Genomic DNA, 15,758 nt, shown 5'->3' with positions numbered 1-15,758 from the left:
GTCAGTCGTGCCACCGGCCCTTGTCTTCCGGGCAACCACACTGGGAAGGTCGGGACCATGACGTTCTACATCGAGTACTCGGTCCCGGCCGAAGGCGGCGACGCGGACCTTCCGGTCAACGACGCCGAAACGTCAGGCGCGGTCCGGCTGACACAGGTGCCCGCCGAGCACGTGCACACCGCCGAGCTACCGGTCAGGAGCGCCGTCTTCGGCGCGAGCCTCGCCGAGGCCAAGGAGGCGGCGGAGGAGGTTATCTCGCACAGCCGCGCGACCCGGGCCGAGCTGTACGACGACGAGACGGACAGCCTGGACGCCGGCAGCGGCCGGCTGGTCGCGCGCTATTCAGAGGACGGCCGCTGGTCGGACCAGTAGCCGCCCTCCGGACTCGGGTCAGGCCCTACTGCGGGGTGCCCGCACCGAGCCTGCCCGCGAGCCGTTCGCGCATGGCCGCGCTGGCCTCGTTGAGGCCAACGATCTCTACGCGCTTGCCGTGATGGCGGTACTTCTCGAGGATCGCGTCCACGGCGGCGATGGTCGAGGCGTCCCAGAGGTGGGAGGCGTGCAGGTCGATCACGACGTCCTGCGGGTCATGCGCGTACTCGAACTGCGTGTAGAGGTCGTTGGAGGAGGCGAAGAACAGCTCGCCCTCCACGGTGTAGGTCGCCGTCTCGCGCCCCTCGACCGTCGCGACGGCCCGCCGGACGGTCACGAAGTGGGCCACCCGCCGCGCGAAGAGCACCGTCGCGACGAGCACCCCGACGCCGACGCCGGCGGCGAGGTTGTGGGTGAGCACGACGACGACGACGGTCGCCGCCATGACCGTGGTCTCGCTCTTGGGCATGGCCTTGAGCGTCCGGGGGTGGATGCTGTGCCAGTCGAAGGTCGCGACGCAGACGAAGATCATCACCGCGACGAGGGCCGCCATCGGAATCAGGGACACGAGCGGTCCGAGGGCGACGACGAGGACGAGCAGGAACACGCCGGACAGGAACGTCGAGATCCGCGTCCGCGCCCCGGATGCCTTGACGTTGATCATCGTCTGGCCGATCATCGCGCAGCCGCCCATGCCGCCGAGGAAGCCCGTGACGATGTTCGCCACGCCCTGGCCCCAGGCCTCGCGGGACTTCCGCGAGCGCGTGTCGGTGATGTCGTCGACGAGCTTGGCCGTCATGAGCGATTCGAGCAGTCCCACGAAGGCCACGGCGAGGGCGTAGGGGAAGATCACCTGCAGCGTCTCGAGGCTGAAGGGGACGTCAGGGGTGAACAGCTGCGGGAGGGAGTCGGGGAGCTCGCCCTTGTCGCCCACGGTCGGGACCGAGATGCCGGCCAGGACGGTGATGAGCGTGACGGCGACGATCGCCACGAGCGGTGCGGGCACCGCCGTCGTCAGTCTGGGGAGTCCGACGACGATGGCCAGCCCCAGCGCTGTCAGCGGGTAGACGAGCCACGGGACGCCGATCAGCTCGGGCACCTGGGCCATGAAGACGAGGATGGCCAGGGCGTTGACGAAGCCGACCATGACCGAGCGCGGGATGAACCGCATGAGCCGCGCCACGCCCGCGAGGCCGAGGACGATCTGGAGCACGCCGGCGAGGATGATGGCCGCGATGAGGTAGTCCACGCCGTGGGACTTCACGAGCGGGGCGATCACGAGGGCGACGGCGCCCGTGGCGGCGGAGATCATCGCGGGCCGCCCCCCGACGACGGCGATCGTCACGGCCATCGTGAACGAGGCGAACAGGCCGAGCCTCGGGTCGACCCCGGCGATGACCGAGAACGCGATCGCCTCGGGGATCAGGGCCAAGCCCACCACGAGGCCGGCCAAGGCCTCGGTCCTGAGGCGGGACGGGGATCGGAGCGCCCGCCGCAGGGACCGGGCCTCCTCAGGGCTCTCGGTCCGGAGGGCGGGGGCAGGCATGGGTCTCCAAGGGGTGCATCGAAAGGGGATCGCCTTCAATTCTACGGGCCGCTAGCGGGGCTTCCCTCCTCGTCCCGCGCACGGCTGGTCTCGCGCACGGGGCGCGCCGCGTCGACGCCCGGCGCGAACCCCAGATGCTGGGCGTAGGCCCCCATCGTGAGGTTGACGAGGTCGCCCGTGAGCTGGTCGAGGCCGAACTGGATGCCGACGGTCCGCATCGCCCCGAGGTCGATCAGGACCATCCCCTCGACCCCGACGTTCTTCTCGAGCCACGAGAACAGGTACGTCTTCTCGCGCAGCTTCCAGTAGGTGCAGGCGTCGGTGTCGCCGAGGCCCGCCTCGGCCCCGCCGACGCACAGCCAGGTGAACAGCCGGCGGTTGAGATAGACGTGGTCGTAGACGTCGTCGCTGCTGTAGGCGTAGCGGAGGCGGTGGCCGATGAGCTCGTCGGTGGGCTCGTGGAGGGGCCGCGCCCCGGCGCAGTCGGTCGTAACGCCGTCGGCCGCCACGCCGTCGAGCCTGCCCTGGAACCACTGCTGGCGGGCCCGGTGGGGGTTCGGCTCGAGTCCCAGCTCCCCGACGGCGCCGGTCGCGAGGCCGCTCGTGAGGTCGAGGGCCATCGTGACGGCGACCGGGTGGTCAGCCTCCTCGCGCAGGTAGTGCAGGAAGAACAGGCCGGGCTGCATCTCGAAGACCTCGTACGAGGCCTCGCCCCGCTGCTCCCCCGCAGCGCCGCGGATGGTCCACGTGAGCCTCGAGTTCGGCGTCGAGGGCCTCAAGCACGTCGCCGTCCCGCAGGTCATCAACGGCTGACGCCTGCGAGCCGCGCGCACTCCTCCCACAGCCGCCGCCGCGCGTCGGGGTCCGAGCCCATGCCCGGCGTCGGCAGCTCCCGGCGCTTCATCCACAGCTTCCCCGTGACGGCCGCCGCCTCGTCCGAGGTGGCGAGCCAGACGGGGGTGTCGGCGCCCACCCCGGCGGGCTTGCCGAAGGTGTCCGTGACCCAGCGGAAGGGCCCGCCGACGTCCGTGAGCAGGGACGTGCCCGGGACGAGGCCCGGATGCACGGCGTTGACCACCACGCCCGTTCCCCGCAGGCGCTCGGCGAACTCCTGCGTGAGGAGGACTCGCGCGAGCATTGTGGGCGGCGTCGAGCGAAGGTAGCTGTACTCGCCCTTCGCCGTCTGCAGATCGTCGAAGTCGAGCCTCGTCCGCCCGTACTTGGAGGCGATGTTCACGACGCGCGCAGTCCCGGCCGCGGTGGCCGCCCGCCTGAGCGCGTCAGAGAGCAGGTCCATGAGCAGGAAGTAGGCCATGACGTTGGTCGCGAAGGTCAGCTCGAGTCCCTCGCGAGTGACATGGCGGTCCTTGCGGAACACACCGGCGGCGTTGACGAGCACGTCGAGCCGGTCGTGACGGGACAGGAACTCCCGCACGGCGGAGCGGATCGAGGCCTGCGAGGAGAGGTCGCAGGCGAGCGGCTCGAGCCTGGCGGAAGGGACGACGGCGCGGATGTCCCGCATCGCGCCTTCCGCCCGGGCCTGCGAGCGCCCGACGACGACGACGGTCGCCCCCGCGCGGGCCAGCCCGGTCGCCACCGCCCCGCCAATGCCGCCGGTCGCGCCCGTCACGAGGGCCACGCGCGCGTCCAACGGTTCCATGGCTTCGCCTCCGCCTGTTCAGTCGCCGATGGCGCGTCAGTCGCCGATGGCGCGTCAGTCGCCGATGGCGTGCCGGGCGCGGCGGACGATCAGCGGGTCTGGTTCGTAGACGACCCCGGGGTCCTTGCCCTCGTAGTCGAATTGGTGCAGGAAGTACCGCATGGCGTTGATCCGCCCGCGCTTCTTGTCGTTCGACTTGACCGTGATCCAGGGGGAGTGATCAGTGTCGGTGCGGAGGAAGGTGGCCTCCTTGGCCCTCGTGTAGTCCTCCCACCGGTCCAGGGATGCCAGGTCCATGGGCGAGAGCTTCCAACGCCGGACCGGATCGATCTGCCGGATGGCGAAGCGGGTCCGCTGCTCGTGGCGGGTCACCGAGAACCAGAACTTGGTCAGGTGGATCCCCGAGTCGACGAGCATCTTCTCGAACTCGGGGGCCTGCCGCATGAAGGTCTCGTACTCCTCGTCCGTGCAGAATCCCATGACGCGCTCGACGTTCGCCCGGTTGTACCAGGAGCGGTCGAACATCACGATCTCCCCCGAGGTGGGCAGGTGCTGGACGTAGCGCTGGAAGTACCACTGCCCATGCTCCCTGTCGGAGGGGGTGCCCAGCGCGACCGCCCGTGCGGAGCGCGGATTCAGGTGCTCCGTGAACCGCTTGATGGTCCCGCCCTTGCCGGCGGCATCGCGGCCCTCGAAGACGATGACCTGCCTGAGGCCATGGTCCTGGCCCCAGTACTGGAACTTGAGCAACTCGACCTGGAGCCGGTACTTCTCCAGCTCGTACTCCTCGCGGGTCATCCGCTCGTCATAGGGGAAGTCCTCCCGCCAGGTCTCGACCGCCGAGCCCAGCGGGTCGATGAGTTCGGGGTCTTCCCCCTGGCCGCCCCTAACGGTGTAGCCACGATCAACGAGATCGTCGATCGCCTCCCTCAGGTTCTCCCTGACCCACCACTGGTTCTGGCCCGGCCAGCGGACCTCGGCATCACTCATCCTTCGTTCACCCTCCCAGATACCTTCTCCGCCGTTCCCTGCCCACATGATCCGCCTGCCAGGCCGCGGATTCCACGGGGCTGCCGCAGATGATGGAACAGCGCACGACGGCGGCGGGCCAGCTGCGCTCCCGGCCCACCCGCCGTCGTGCGCGCCGCCAGCTGCCCTGGGCCGCTGCCGGGTGAACGGTGGGTGCGGGGGCAAGTAGTCGCCGGCTCCGCAAACGGGTACCGATCCCCGGTGTGCCCGGGCCCTGCGGACCCTAGGCTCATAACGACTGTTATGACTGACGGTTTCCCCGAGCTGGGACGGGTTGCCTCGGCCTCGGAAGGACCCGTGAGCACATGCCCCAGCGAGCCTCCGCCCTGCTCGACGACCGGCCCGGGGGACAGCGACCCCGGCGACGCCGTGCGCTCAGGGCGGCGCGCGCCGTCGTCCTCGCCATCCTGCTCGCGCTCGTGGCCGTCGTCGGCTACCTCGGGTACGCGGGCAGCCGCTTCGACGCCCAGACCGAGAAGATCGAGCAGGCCTTCCCGGACGGGTCCACCCGCCCGCCCAAGCAACAGCCGGGCGGGTCCGCTGGCGCCGCGCCCTCGCCCGGCGGCGCCGCCCCCGCCCCCGCGGACGGCCCGGCGGACGACGGCGGCGCGCGGCCGGCGTCGTCCGGCGCGGCAGTGAATATCCTCCTCGTCGGCAGCGACAGCCGCGACACGTCCGGCCGGCCGCAGGCCGGCGCGGGCGAGCCGTCCGACCAGCGCTCGGACACGATGATGCTCCTGCACATCCCGGCGGACCGGCAGGGCGCGTACCTCATCTCGGTGATGCGGGACCTCTGGGTGACCATCCCGGGACACGGCCAGGCGAAGATCAACGCGTCCCTCGCGTCCGGCGGCGTGCCGCTGCTCGTGCAGACGCTCGAGTCCCTGCTCAAGCAGCGGATCGACCACGTCACGCTCGTGGACTTCGCCGGGTTCGAGGTGCTCACGGATGCGATCGGCGGCGTGACCCTCGATGTGCCGGCGCCGTTCACCTCGAGCATCCTCGAGGGCCAGCGCTTCGAGGCCGGGACCCAGGCCATGGACGGGGAGACGGCGCTGGCGTTCGTGCGCGAGCGCTATGCCTTCCCGGACGGGGACTACCAGCGGGTGCGGAACCAGCAGGCGTTCGTGAAGGCGGTGCTCGGCAAGGTGGCGCAGCCTAGCGTGCTGGCCAACCCGGTGATGCTGGCCAAGCTCGTGGACGGCTTCTCCCCGTACCTCGCCGTGGATCAGGGCTTCGACTCGCGCACGCTCGCGCAGCTGGCCTTCGAGCTGCGCGACGTGCGGCCCTCCGAGCTGGTCAGCTTCACGCTCCCCACGGGCGGGATCGGGACGTCCGCGGACGGGCAGTCCATCGTGCTCCTCGACGGCGTCTCGACGAACGCCCTCGCCGCCGCAATGGCTGAGGGGACTGTGCCCCAGTTCGTCCAGGCGAACGGGCTGGAGGACGGGAACTAGGAGGCACGCCTCCCAACGTTGCGGGGTCACCTCCCAACGTTGCGGGGTCACCTCCCAACGATGCGGAGTCACCTCCCAACGATGCGGAGTCACCTCCCAACGATGCGGGGTCACTGTTGCAGCGGGACGAGCCCCCTGCGCTCCGGGGCGCACGACCGCGCCACTCGGCCGTCCCGGCCGACTCGCCCGCCGTCGTCGGCGCCCTCATCTTCACGTGAGCATCACGAGGGCGCTCGCTCCTACGCAACCGCATTGCAGGGGGATGACCCCGCAACGTAGGGACATGACCCCGCAACGTTGGGAGGTGACCCCGCATCTGGAGGAGAGTCAGCCCAGCAGCGGCCCCAGCGCGTCCGCGAGCGCCGCGGCGCCGACCTCCGCATCCTCGTCCACGAGGTGCTCCTCGGGCGAGTGGGACGCCGTGGGCAGGTAGGCCGCCAGGACTCCTGCGTCGTGCCCGGCGCCCGGGTCGAGCACGGGCGCCGGGCAGCGAGTCGAGCACGCGGTCGGTGAGCACCTTGTCGACGGAGCTGCACATCGAGGACCGCCGCCGGATAGCAGCCCCGCCCGGCTCACCTTTTGGTATTTTGAGACAGGAATACACCTCTGGTCTGGCTCTCGGAAGGACGTCGGATGCCTCTCGCCGAACCGTCGCCCCTCGTGGCCTCGGTCGCGTCCGAGATCGTCAGGTACGTCGTGGCGACCGGGCAGCCCGAGGGCGCGCGGCTGGTCGAGCGGACGCTCGGCGAGCACTTCAAGGTCTCCCGTTCTCCCGTGCGCGAGGCGCTCCGGATCCTCGAGGCCGAGGGCGTGGTCCGCAAGGCCGATCGGGGCGGCTACGTCGTCGCCCGGCTTCCGGAGGCTCCGCCGGTCCAGAGGGAGCCGTCCACCGACGAGCGCTACTACCAGGTCGCGGCCGACCGCCTCGAGGGCCGGCTCCCCGACCGGGTCACGGAGAACTACCTCCTGCGCAGGTACGGGTTCACCCGGACGGAACTGGGCGAGACGCTCCGGCGGATGTCCGCCGAGGGCTGGATCGACCGCACCCCGGGCTACGGCTGGGAGTTCCTGCCCATCCTCGACTCGCTCGCGAAGTACCGCGACAGCTACCGGTTCCGGCTCGTCATCGAGCCGGCGGCGATCCTCGAGCCGACGTTCGTGCTCAACGTCGAGGCGCTGCAGAGGTGCCGCGAGGACCAGCAGCGGCTGATCGACGGCGACATCTGGGACGTCTCGAACGCCGCGCTGTTCGACTCCAACACGGCCCTGCATGAGGCGATCATGGAGTGCTCCAACAATGCGTTCCTGTCGGAGGGCCTCCGCAGGGTGGACCGGCTCCGCCGTCTCATCGAGTACAAGAAGTCCCTCCCCCGCGAGCGCGCCCTCGTCCGGTGCCGCGAGCACGTCCAGCTGATCGACCTGCTGCTGGCCGGCCACAACGAGGCCGCCGCCGCCTTCATGCGCGAGCACCTGCGGAGCGTCACGGTGGAGAAGACGCGGGAGACGGAGCCGGCCGGGGAGACGGAACCGGCGCCAGAGCACGGCGCCGAAGGACCTGGGGCGGCCATCAGCGCCGGAGGGACTTCTCCACGCCGCTGAGCGCCAGGAGCGCGCAGCTGAACCAGATCGCTCCCGCCGGCCCCAGCCCGACCGTCGCGAGGCCCGCTCCCAGCGGCAGGACGACTTGGCCCAGCCGGTTGCCCACGAGCCGCACGGCGAGCGCAGGCCCGCGCCACGCGGCGGGAACCGCGATCGAGACGAGGGACATCGTGATCGGCTGCCCGAGCCCGAGGCAGAAGCCGCCGGCGAACAGGCACGCTCCGGCCAGCCAGGGCTCGGCCACGAGCGCGGGAGGGGCCGCGAGGGCCAGTCCGGCACCGTAGAGGCTGGTCAGCAGGAGCGCCTTGGACGACAGCCGGGAGGACAGCCACGGCAGGAACGCCCGGGAGAGGATCGACGCCGCGCCGCGGACGGCGAGCAGCGCGCCCACGACCGCCGGCCCGACGCCCGCCTGCTCGGCGACGATCGGCAAGAAGGCCGTGAGGATGTCCACCATCCCCAGCAGAGCCAGCGAGGCGAGGAGGTGGGAGCCGACGCCCGGCACCCGGAGGATCCGGCCCATCGTCGCGCGGCCGGCCGGGCCCGCCGCCCGGGGCAGGCTGCTGGCCTGGGCCTGTGTCTCGACCGGATCCGCGGCCGCCCTGGCCGCCGATCGGCGGGGCCGGCCGGGCTGGGCCCAGGGGGCCCACAGGGCAGGGAGGGCGAGCAGGGCGACGCCGGTCGCGATCGCCAGCGCGAGCGCGATCCCGGGCTCCCGCCCCGGCGAGGACCCGCCGTCGTCCGCCCCGAGGAGCAGCCCGGCGATCAGCGGGCCCACGAGCTGCCCGGCCGAATAGGCGGCGGTGAACCAGCCGAAACCCGCGTCGAGCCGGTCGTCGGGAACGTGCCTCGCGACCGCCGCCTGCCCGGCCACGGTGAAGATGAGGTGCCCCATGCCGAGAAGCGCGCTCCCGGCCGCGACGAGGACGACCGTGGGCGCGAGGGCTATGCCGGCCGACCCTGCCGCGAGCAGGATGCCGCCGATGGCCATCATGTGACGGAGCCCGCCCAGCCGCGCCGCGAGCCGGCCGAGCGCCATGGCGCTCACGAGCGGGAGGAGCGCGTACACCGCCGTCACGAGCCCCACGGCGAAGGGTCCTGCCTCAAGGGCCAGGAGCTTGTACGTCGTCACGGGCCGCACCAGGTTCAGCGCGGTCTGCGTTGCCAAGGCGGCCGCGACCAGCAGCCACAGCCAGGCGCCGAGGGCGCGCGCAGGGCGGGCGCTCACACCCCAACCCGCGCGAGGGCTCCGTGGTCGGCTGCTTCTGGGATGGGCATGGAAGGCCTCCAAGGAGAAGGGCGGGAAGGGCTCGTGTCCCACGACACACCGTGGTTTATGGTAGCCGCTAAATACCAGTCCTCCCGATCCAGCCCTCGTCTTAAACCACGAAGGGGACGGCAGCCTCCCGGGCGCCGTCCCCTTACGTTGGTTGCGAGGGATGTCCAGAATGGGGTCAGATAATGGCCTCCTTGAGCTGGCGGGCGGCCTCGGCCGGGTTCTCGGCGCCGTAGATGGAGCCGCCTGCGACGGCGACGTCCGCGCCGGCCCGCTGGACCGAGGCGATCGTGGAGAGGTTCACGCCGCCGGCGACGGAGAACGGCACGCGGGCGCGCTCGCCCGCCGTCAGCAGGACGCTGAGGTCGTAGCCGGGCTTGGCCTGCTCGTCGAGACCGGCGTGGAACTCGACGAACTTGGCGCCGAGCTGGCGCACCTCCTGAGCGCGGGTCACCTTGTCCTCGACGCCGATGAGGTCGACGACGACGCCCTTCTGGTGCGCGCGGGCGGCCTTGACCGCGCCAGCGATCGTGGAGTCATCGGCGGAGCCGAGCACGGAGACGAGGTCTGCGCCGGCCGTGAAGGCGAGGTTCGCCTCGAGCTCGCCCGCGTCCATCGTCTTGAGGTCCGCGAAGACCACCTTGTCCGGGTGGGCCTCCTTGACGGCGGTCACGGCGGAGAGGCCGGCGTTCTTCACGAGCGGCGTGCCGAGCTCGATGATGTCGACGTGCTCGGCGACCTGCTTGGCGAGGGTGAGGGCCTCTTCGGTGGTGAGCACGTCCATGGCGACCTGGAGCTTCATAGGTTCCTTCTTTCTCTTGCGGTGGGCTGGTGGGGGTGGTTCTGGGGCTACTCGAGGTTGGCGTGGCGCAGCCACAGCTCCTCGGCCGGGGTGCCGTCGGCGCCCCACAGGCTCTGGAACACGGCCTCGGAGGCGAGCAGCAGCGCCTGCTCGAACAGGCTGCCGGAGTACTGGCGCGAGAGCGCGCCGCCGTGGTCGGTCTTGCGGGCGGCGGGGACGACGACGACGGCGTCGGCCCGCGCGGCGAGCGGCGACTCGGGGTCGGTCGTGTACACCCCGATGGTGGCGCCCACGGCGGAGGCGGTGCTGGCCGCCTTGACGACGCCCGCCGTCGTCCCCGAGCCGGACGCGGCGAGCAGGAGGTCGCCGGAGCGGATCGCGGGGGTGGTCGTGTCGCCGACGACATGCACCTCGAGGCCGAGGTGCATGAGCCGCATGGCGGCCATGCGGAGCACGAGGCCGCTGCGGCCGGCGCCGGCGACGAAGACGCGCTCGGCGCGGCGCACGAGGGCCGCGAGGTCGGCGAGCTGCAGGCGGTCGAGCTCTGCGGCGGTCGCGGCGATCTCGGCCTGGATGAGGCTCAGGTTGCTGTGGACGGTGTCCGGCGCGATGGCTGCCCCGGCGAGGGAAACGTCCGCGTCGCTGCGGGAAACGTCGATGCTCACGCTCGCTCCTGTCTGTCTCAGTGTCATGTCCCGGTCCGGGCTCGTCCCCGGCGGCTGTATCCATCGTCGCGGCCCGAACGGGCGGGGAAAGCTGCCATTCAGGACAGTCCTTGCCACCCTTTCGGGTAGGCAGGGCGGGTGCTGGCGGGTTACGCTCGAGCGCATGACTGCCTCGCCCGCAGCGCTCAAGGACGAGCGCCTGGACCTGCTCGACGCCGCGGCCCTGCTCGCCGACGCCCCGCTCCTCGAGATCGCCGAGCGGCTGCGCACTGCCCTCGAGCCCTACGTCCGCTGCCGCGCGCTCGTCATCTTCACCGAGGACTGCACCGGCCGGCCGCAGAAGAAGGCCGGCGCGGAGGAGGTCATCTCGCGCGTCTCGATCGAGGAGCTCGACCGGATCCGCGACTCGCTGCCCGGGCTCGAGCCGCGCTGGGCCGAGGAGGAGGTCGCCGGCCGCGTCCGGCCCGTGCTGGCCCTGCGCTCGAGCACCAACGCGCTGCTCATCCTCACCGACCCCACCCCCGCGCCGGGGTGGGACGAGCGGGTGGACCTGCCCGCCGTCGTGCGCCTGTGGCACCTCGCCGCCGTGCGGATCCGCGAGAAGGTGGCGGAAGCGCCGCCGTCGTACCTGCGCGAGTCCCGCGCCGCGTCCGCCGAGCGGGCCCGGCTCACGGCCGAGCTCACGGACCAGCACTCGACGACGCTCGAGACGATCCTCGCGGCGCTGCGATCCAGCGCGATGGACGACGGCGCCGCGCGCCGCACCGCCGTCGACCTCGCCGCCGCGGCGCTCGTGCGCCTGCGCAGCCTCGGCGAGCGGACCACGGCGCTGCTCGAGGAACCGGTCGCGAGCGCGTTCGCCCGGCTGCTCGAGGACCTGCGCCCGCTCGTGCGGTTCAGCGGGATCGACGTGCAGTTCGTCGAGCCGCCCGCGGACGGGCGGGCGCTGCCCGGGGAGGTTGCGCACGCGGCGCGGGCGATCGTGCGGGCCCTCGTGCTCGCCATGGTCGAGCAGGACGACGTGAGCCGCGTGCGCACGCAGTGGGACTGCGACGGGACGAACCTTCTGATCAACGTGCGCGACGACGGCAAGGGCCAACTCTCGCTTGACGCCGAGAGCCTGCGCCGCATCGGGCAGCGGGTCGAGGCGCTCAACGGGCGGCTGAACGTCGAGGTCATGTCAGGCTGGGGGGCCGACGTCGCCGTCGTCCTGCCGCTCGACGCCCCCGAGCCGCCCTCTGCCGCGGCCGCGGGGTGGGGGCTCGGGCCGCGTGAGGAGGAGGTCTTGCGCCTCCTCGCCGCCGGGCTGCGGAACCGCGCCATCGCGGCGGAGCTGCACGTCTCAGAGAACACCGTAAAGTTCCACCTGCGGAACCTGTTCCGCAAGCTCGGCGTCGCGTCCCGCGCGGAGGCCGTGGCCCTCGCAGGGCCGCCCGGCCATGGCCAGCGCCCTCGGCAGCAGACAGTCAGGAAATAAACACAGTGCTGGACCTTCACCGCCTCACGCTGCTGAGGGGAGTCAAGCTGCACGGCAGCATGAGCGCCGCAGCACGGGAACTCGGGTATAGCCATTCCGCCATTTCGCAGCAGCTGGGAGTGCTGGAGAAGGAGACCGGCGTCGTGCTCCTGGAGAAGGTCGGCCGCAGCGTCAGGCTCACCCCGGCCGGCGAGGAGCTCGTGCGGAACACCGAAGCTATCCTCGCGGCCATCGAGCGCGCGGAATCCGATCTGGCCACGGCACACGAGCGGGCCCACGGCGTCGTGACAATCGCCGCCTTCGCCTCGATCAGCCGCAGTGTCATGCCTGCCGCCATGGCCGACTTGGCCCGGAGGTTCCCGGGCCTCGATGTGCGCCTCCGCCGTGAGGAACCCGAAGCGGCCGTCATGCAGCTGATGTCGCGGCAGGTTGATGCCGTGGTGACTGACGCTTTTCCCGGCACCCAAGGTGCTCCCGACGGCGGCATCCACACCACGGTGATCGGCCAGGACCCCGTTCGGGGCTATCTCCCTCACGGCGTGGCCTTCGATGATTTCGATCAGCTTCGCACTGCGCGCTGGGTCCTGGAACCCCTGAGCGCGGCGTCCGCCCAATGGGCCCTGCGGGTCTGCCGCGAACGGGGCATCGAGCCGAATGTCGCGCACTTTTCCTCCGACCTTCTCTTCCACCTCAGGATGGTTGAGCAGGGCCTGGCCGCAGCGTTTCTGCCCGACATGGTCGTGCGGGAAATGGGCAGCACGATCGTGCCGAGCTCCTGGCTGCCCGCCGACCAGCGGAGCATCCAGTACGTCGTGAGGTCCGGATCGGAGAACAGCCCGGCACTTGTCGCCGTACGGGAGGCCATCGTCCAAGCCTTCCAAGCGCACAATATGTAAGCATCACTGACACATAGATGTCATGAACGTTCGCTTGTCCTGACCGATGGCCGCGGCTACGTTTGATACACGCCGGAATCCCCCCGCACTCATGCGGTTGTTCCTGCGGTTCCTCAAGCGAGACCGGAAGGGAGCGAGCGCACATGTCCCTCATCGACGTTTCGTCCGCGGCGACGCCTGGCCCACGGCTGGTGGACGGGCCGGCCCTATGGCCTGCCCAGGCCCACACGCCGACAGTGCTGGGGCGCCAGCTCGTCGTCGAGCGCGGTGAGGGGTCCTACGTCTTCACCGCCGACGGGCGCCGCCTGTTCGACGGCACCGCGGGCCTCTGGCACGCCAACATCGGCCATGCGCATCCGGAGCTCGCCGAAGCCGCCTACGAGCAGATGAAGCGGCTCGAGACCTATCACATCTTCGCGCGCTTCACGAACGACAAGGCCCTGGCCCTCGGCGAGCGGCTTGCCGGGATCTCGCCGATCGACCGCCCGAAGGTGATCCTGAACTCCGGTGGCTCCGACGCCATCGACGTCGCCTGCAAGCTGGCCCGCCGCCACTGGCAGCGCGAAGGCCGGACCAACAAGAAGGTCATCCTCAGCCGCGAGTTCGCCTACCACGGCCTCCACGCCTACGGCACGAGCATCGCTGGCCTCGACTTCAACCGCGAGGGCTACGGCACCGAGTCCCTCGTGCCCGAGACGGCTCGGGTCTCCTTCAATGACCCCCAGGATGTCGCACGGGTGGTCGCCGAGGTGGGGCCCGAGAACATCGCGGCGATCGTCACCGAGCCGGTGCAGGGCACGGGGGGCGTCAACCCGCCAGCGCCCGGCTATCTCGAGGCCATTCAGACGATCTGCCGCGAGAACGACATCCTCCTGATCCTGGACGAGGTCATCACGGGCTTCGGCCGCCTGGGGACCATGTTCGCCGCCGAGCGCTACGGCATCGAACCCGATCTGGTGACCTTCGCCAAGGGAATCACCTCGGGCTACGCCCCGCTGGGCGGCGTCCTGGTCAGCCCGCGAGTGTGGGAGCCGTTCTACGTCGATTCCCCGGAGACGCCGATCTTCCGCCACGGTGCGACCTACGCCGGGCATGCCACCGCCGCCGCGGTGGCCCTGCGGCATCTGGACATCCTCGAGCGCGACGGGCTGATCCCCCGCGTCAGGGAACTCGAGACCGTGCTCGAGAACGAGTTCGCCCAGCTGGCCCAGCGGCAGGCGGCGGTCACCGACGTGCGTGTCGCCGGACTCCTCGGTGGCGTCACCCTCGCCGACCACCTCAAGGCCGAGCACGTTTGCGACGACCTGATCGAGCTCGGGTACATCGCCCGGCCCCTGCGCGGCAACACCGTTCAGGTCAGCCCGCCGTTCATCATCAGCAACCACGAACTCTCGCTCTTTGTCACCGCCCTCGAGCAGGCCATTACCGAAAGGGAAAATCGATGAGCCTCACCGCCACCACTGCTACGCCCCTCATCGCGGCGGACCCGGAGAGTGTTCGGCGCGCCGACGCCGTCATCCAGTCCATCAAGCTCCCCAGCGAGGGCATCGCGGTCCAGGACCCGGCCACCGCTGAGACCATTGCGCACATCCCCGACGCCGACGTCGAGGCGGCGCTCGAGGCCGTCAGCACGGCGGACAAGGCCGGGGCCGAGTGGGCGAAGACCTCGCTCCGCCACCGCGCCGACGTCCTGCGCGCGTGGTACGACAAGCTCGTCGCCCACGCTGAGGACCTCGCGCACCTCATCTCGCGCGAGATGGGCAAGCCGCTCGCGGAGGCCCGGGGCGAGGTCAAGTACGGCAACGACTTCGTGCGCTGGTACGCCGAGGAGGCGGTCCGCCCGGTGGGCAACTTCCGCGAGACGCCCGACGGCGGCGCGAACCTCCTGACGCGCCGCTCCCCCGTCGGCCTCGCGGTGCTCATCACGCCGTGGAACTTCCCCCTGGCCATGGCGACCCGGAAGATCGCACCGGCGCTGGCAGCGGGCTGCCCCGCGGTCATCAAGCCCGCGACCCTGACCCCGCTGACCACGTACTTTGCCGTGCAGCTCGCCGTCGAGGCCGGGGTGCCGGAGGAGCTGGTCCAGGTCGTCACCACGTCGAAGTCGGGGGCCTTCAGCGAGGCCGTCCTCCGCGACCCGCGGGTGCGGAAGGTCTCCTTCACCGGGTCGACGCCGGTGGGTCGCCGACTCCTCGAGCTCGCCTCGCAGAACGTGCTCCGCAGCTCGATGGAGCTCGGCGGCAACGCCCCGCTCATCGTCTTCAACGACGCCGACCTGGAGCGCGCCGTGGAGGGGACGTTCGCGGCGAAGCTCCGCAACGGCGGACAGTCCTGCATCGGTGCCAACCGCATCTACGTCCAGGACGGCATCGCGGATGACTTCGTGGCCGCGCTCACCGAGCGCTTCGCGCAGATCAAGGTCGGGCACGGCCTCGGCACGGGGACGGGCCTCGGTGCGCTGATCGACGACCGGGCGGTGTCCGAGATGAAGGCCTACACCGAGAACGCCGTGAGCCTCGGTGCCGAGCTGCTGACCGGCGGCCACGGGTACGACTCGCCGGGCAACTTCTTCGCCCCGACCGTCCTGGACCGGGTCTCGGCCGATTCCGACGTCGCCACGTCCGAGATCTTCGGTCCCATTGCCGCCATCCAGCGGTTCAGCTCGGAGGCCGAGGTCATCGCCCGTGCGAACGCGACCGAGTTCGGCCTCGCAGGCTACGTCTTCACGGAGAACCTCGACCGCGCCTTCAACGTCGCCGACAGCCTCCAGACGGGCATCGTGGGCATCAACCAGGGCGTGCCCTCCAACGCTGCGGCCCCGTTCGGCGGCATCAAGCAGTCGGGCCTCGGCCGCGAAGGCAGCTCCGAGGGCCTCGAAGAGTACGAGAACATCCGCTTCTACAACGTGGCCCGCCGCGCCACGGCGTAGTTCCACCCCCACCTCAACGCCTTGAGACCGGCGCCCGTAGCGGGCGCCGG

The 15,758-nt window shown here is 70.9% G+C and carries 15 protein-coding genes; 7 read left to right on the top strand and 8 right to left on the bottom strand.

Going from position 1 to position 15,758, the window contains the following annotated elements:
• Positions 1-57 precede the first annotated feature (57 nt).
• Positions 58-372: a hypothetical protein gene (locus BV907_RS02695; RefSeq protein WP_077488112.1), complete on the top strand. Its 315-nt coding sequence runs from the start codon at positions 58-60 to the stop codon at positions 370-372.
• 25 nt (positions 373-397) lie between these two features.
• Here the strand turns inward: BV907_RS02695 and BV907_RS02690 are convergent, their stop codons facing one another.
• Genes BV907_RS02690 through ppk2 form a run of 4 tightly spaced genes read right to left on the bottom strand, consistent with a single transcriptional unit; the run spans position 398 to position 4,568 of the window.
• Positions 398-1,918, bottom strand: coding sequence for a SulP family inorganic anion transporter (locus tag BV907_RS02690; protein ID WP_077488111.1), 1,521 nt, complete (start codon positions 1,916-1,918; stop codon positions 398-400).
• Between the two features lie 41 nt (positions 1,919-1,959).
• Positions 1,960-2,697, bottom strand: coding sequence for a MoaF C-terminal domain-containing protein (locus BV907_RS02685; protein WP_217697875.1), 738 nt, complete (start codon positions 2,695-2,697; stop codon positions 1,960-1,962).
• Between the two features lie 23 nt (positions 2,698-2,720).
• Positions 2,721-3,578 (bottom strand): SDR family NAD(P)-dependent oxidoreductase, encoded by an 858-nt coding sequence (locus BV907_RS02680; RefSeq protein WP_077488109.1) that lies wholly within the window; start codon positions 3,576-3,578, stop codon positions 2,721-2,723.
• A gap of 54 nt (positions 3,579-3,632) precedes the next feature.
• Positions 3,633-4,568 carry a polyphosphate kinase 2 gene (gene ppk2, locus BV907_RS02675; RefSeq protein WP_077488108.1) on the bottom strand — a complete coding sequence of 312 codons (936 nt, stop codon included), beginning with the start codon at positions 4,566-4,568 and terminating at the stop codon, positions 3,633-3,635.
• A gap of 344 nt (positions 4,569-4,912) precedes the next feature.
• Here ppk2 and BV907_RS02670 point away from each other — a divergent pair, with 344 nt between their 5' ends.
• On the top strand, positions 4,913-6,064 hold the full coding sequence (locus BV907_RS02670) for an LCP family protein (RefSeq protein WP_077488107.1): 1,152 nt from the start codon (positions 4,913-4,915) through the stop codon (positions 6,062-6,064).
• Positions 6,065-6,391: 327 nt separating this feature from the next.
• On the opposite strand, the gene BV907_RS18170 is transcribed toward BV907_RS02670, so the two are convergent.
• Positions 6,392-6,541 (bottom strand): hypothetical protein, encoded by a 150-nt coding sequence (locus tag BV907_RS18170; RefSeq protein WP_217697874.1) that lies wholly within the window; start codon positions 6,539-6,541, stop codon positions 6,392-6,394.
• A gap of 156 nt (positions 6,542-6,697) precedes the next feature.
• On the opposite strand from BV907_RS18170, the gene BV907_RS19540 reads away from it, so the two are divergent.
• Positions 6,698-7,663: a GntR family transcriptional regulator gene (locus BV907_RS19540; RefSeq protein ID WP_077488105.1), complete on the top strand. Its 966-nt coding sequence runs from the start codon at positions 6,698-6,700 to the stop codon at positions 7,661-7,663.
• Here the strand turns inward: BV907_RS19540 and BV907_RS02655 are convergent.
• From BV907_RS02655 to hxlB, 3 genes are all read right to left on the bottom strand, one after another.
• Positions 7,632-8,891: an MFS transporter gene (locus BV907_RS02655; protein WP_077488104.1), complete on the bottom strand. Its 1,260-nt coding sequence runs from the start codon at positions 8,889-8,891 to the stop codon at positions 7,632-7,634. The two genes, BV907_RS19540 and BV907_RS02655, sit on opposite strands and share 32 nt — an antisense overlap.
• Before the next feature lie 226 nt (positions 8,892-9,117).
• Complete coding sequence (hxlA, locus tag BV907_RS02650) at positions 9,118-9,741, bottom strand: 3-hexulose-6-phosphate synthase (protein ID WP_077488103.1); 624 nt, start codon at positions 9,739-9,741, stop codon at positions 9,118-9,120.
• A 47-nt stretch (positions 9,742-9,788) separates the two neighbouring features.
• Positions 9,789-10,400 carry a 6-phospho-3-hexuloisomerase gene (gene hxlB / locus BV907_RS02645; RefSeq protein ID WP_425441598.1) on the bottom strand — a complete coding sequence of 204 codons (612 nt, stop codon included), beginning with the start codon at positions 10,398-10,400 and terminating at the stop codon, positions 9,789-9,791.
• A gap of 169 nt (positions 10,401-10,569) precedes the next feature.
• On the opposite strand from hxlB, the gene BV907_RS02640 reads away from it, so the two are divergent.
• The 4 genes from BV907_RS02640 to BV907_RS02625 all read left to right on the top strand — a co-directional run bounded on the left by BV907_RS02640 (position 10,570) and on the right by BV907_RS02625 (position 15,708).
• Positions 10,570-11,883 carry a LuxR C-terminal-related transcriptional regulator gene (locus tag BV907_RS02640; RefSeq protein ID WP_077488101.1) on the top strand — a complete coding sequence of 438 codons (1,314 nt, stop codon included), beginning with the start codon at positions 10,570-10,572 and terminating at the stop codon, positions 11,881-11,883.
• A gap of 5 nt (positions 11,884-11,888) precedes the next feature.
• Positions 11,889-12,779, top strand: coding sequence for a LysR family transcriptional regulator (locus tag BV907_RS02635; RefSeq protein WP_077488100.1), 891 nt, complete (start codon positions 11,889-11,891; stop codon positions 12,777-12,779).
• A gap of 143 nt (positions 12,780-12,922) precedes the next feature.
• Positions 12,923-14,224 (top strand): aminotransferase family protein, encoded by a 1,302-nt coding sequence (locus BV907_RS02630; protein WP_077488099.1) that lies wholly within the window; start codon positions 12,923-12,925, stop codon positions 14,222-14,224.
• The gene (locus BV907_RS02625; protein ID WP_077488098.1) at positions 14,221-15,708 is read left to right on the top strand and encodes an NAD-dependent succinate-semialdehyde dehydrogenase; all 1,488 of its coding nucleotides are present in this window, start codon (positions 14,221-14,223) and stop codon (positions 15,706-15,708) included. The genes BV907_RS02630 and BV907_RS02625 overlap by 4 nt, the downstream gene beginning before the upstream one ends.
• The last annotated feature ends 50 nt before the right edge of the window (positions 15,709-15,758 follow it).

It is taken from the genome of Sinomonas mesophila (assembly GCF_001999765.1).
Taxonomy (GTDB): domain Bacteria; phylum Actinomycetota; class Actinomycetes; order Actinomycetales; family Micrococcaceae; genus Sinomonas; species Sinomonas mesophila.
Note: the sequence above shows the minus strand (reverse complement) of the source record. Positions and strands in the feature narration are given on the sequence as shown.

Coding starts and splice junctions, on each gene's coding strand:
- BV907_RS02630 (WP_077488099.1), top strand. CDS start 12,923: ATGTCCCTCATCGACGTTTCGTCCGCGGCGACGCCTGGCCCACGGCTG.
- hxlA (WP_077488103.1), bottom strand. CDS start 9,741: ATGAAGCTCCAGGTCGCCATGGACGTGCTCACCACCGAAGAGGCCCTC.
- BV907_RS02670 (WP_077488107.1), top strand. CDS start 4,913: ATGCCCCAGCGAGCCTCCGCCCTGCTCGACGACCGGCCCGGGGGACAG.
- ppk2 (WP_077488108.1), bottom strand. CDS start 4,568: ATGAGTGATGCCGAGGTCCGCTGGCCGGGCCAGAACCAGTGGTGGGTC.
- BV907_RS02640 (WP_077488101.1), top strand. CDS start 10,570: ATGACTGCCTCGCCCGCAGCGCTCAAGGACGAGCGCCTGGACCTGCTC.
- BV907_RS19540 (WP_077488105.1), top strand. CDS start 6,698: ATGCCTCTCGCCGAACCGTCGCCCCTCGTGGCCTCGGTCGCGTCCGAG.
- BV907_RS02680 (WP_077488109.1), bottom strand. CDS start 3,578: ATGGAACCGTTGGACGCGCGCGTGGCCCTCGTGACGGGCGCGACCGGC.
- BV907_RS02695 (WP_077488112.1), top strand. CDS start 58: ATGACGTTCTACATCGAGTACTCGGTCCCGGCCGAAGGCGGCGACGCG.
- BV907_RS02690 (WP_077488111.1), bottom strand. CDS start 1,918: ATGCCTGCCCCCGCCCTCCGGACCGAGAGCCCTGAGGAGGCCCGGTCC.
- BV907_RS02625 (WP_077488098.1), top strand. CDS start 14,221: ATGAGCCTCACCGCCACCACTGCTACGCCCCTCATCGCGGCGGACCCG.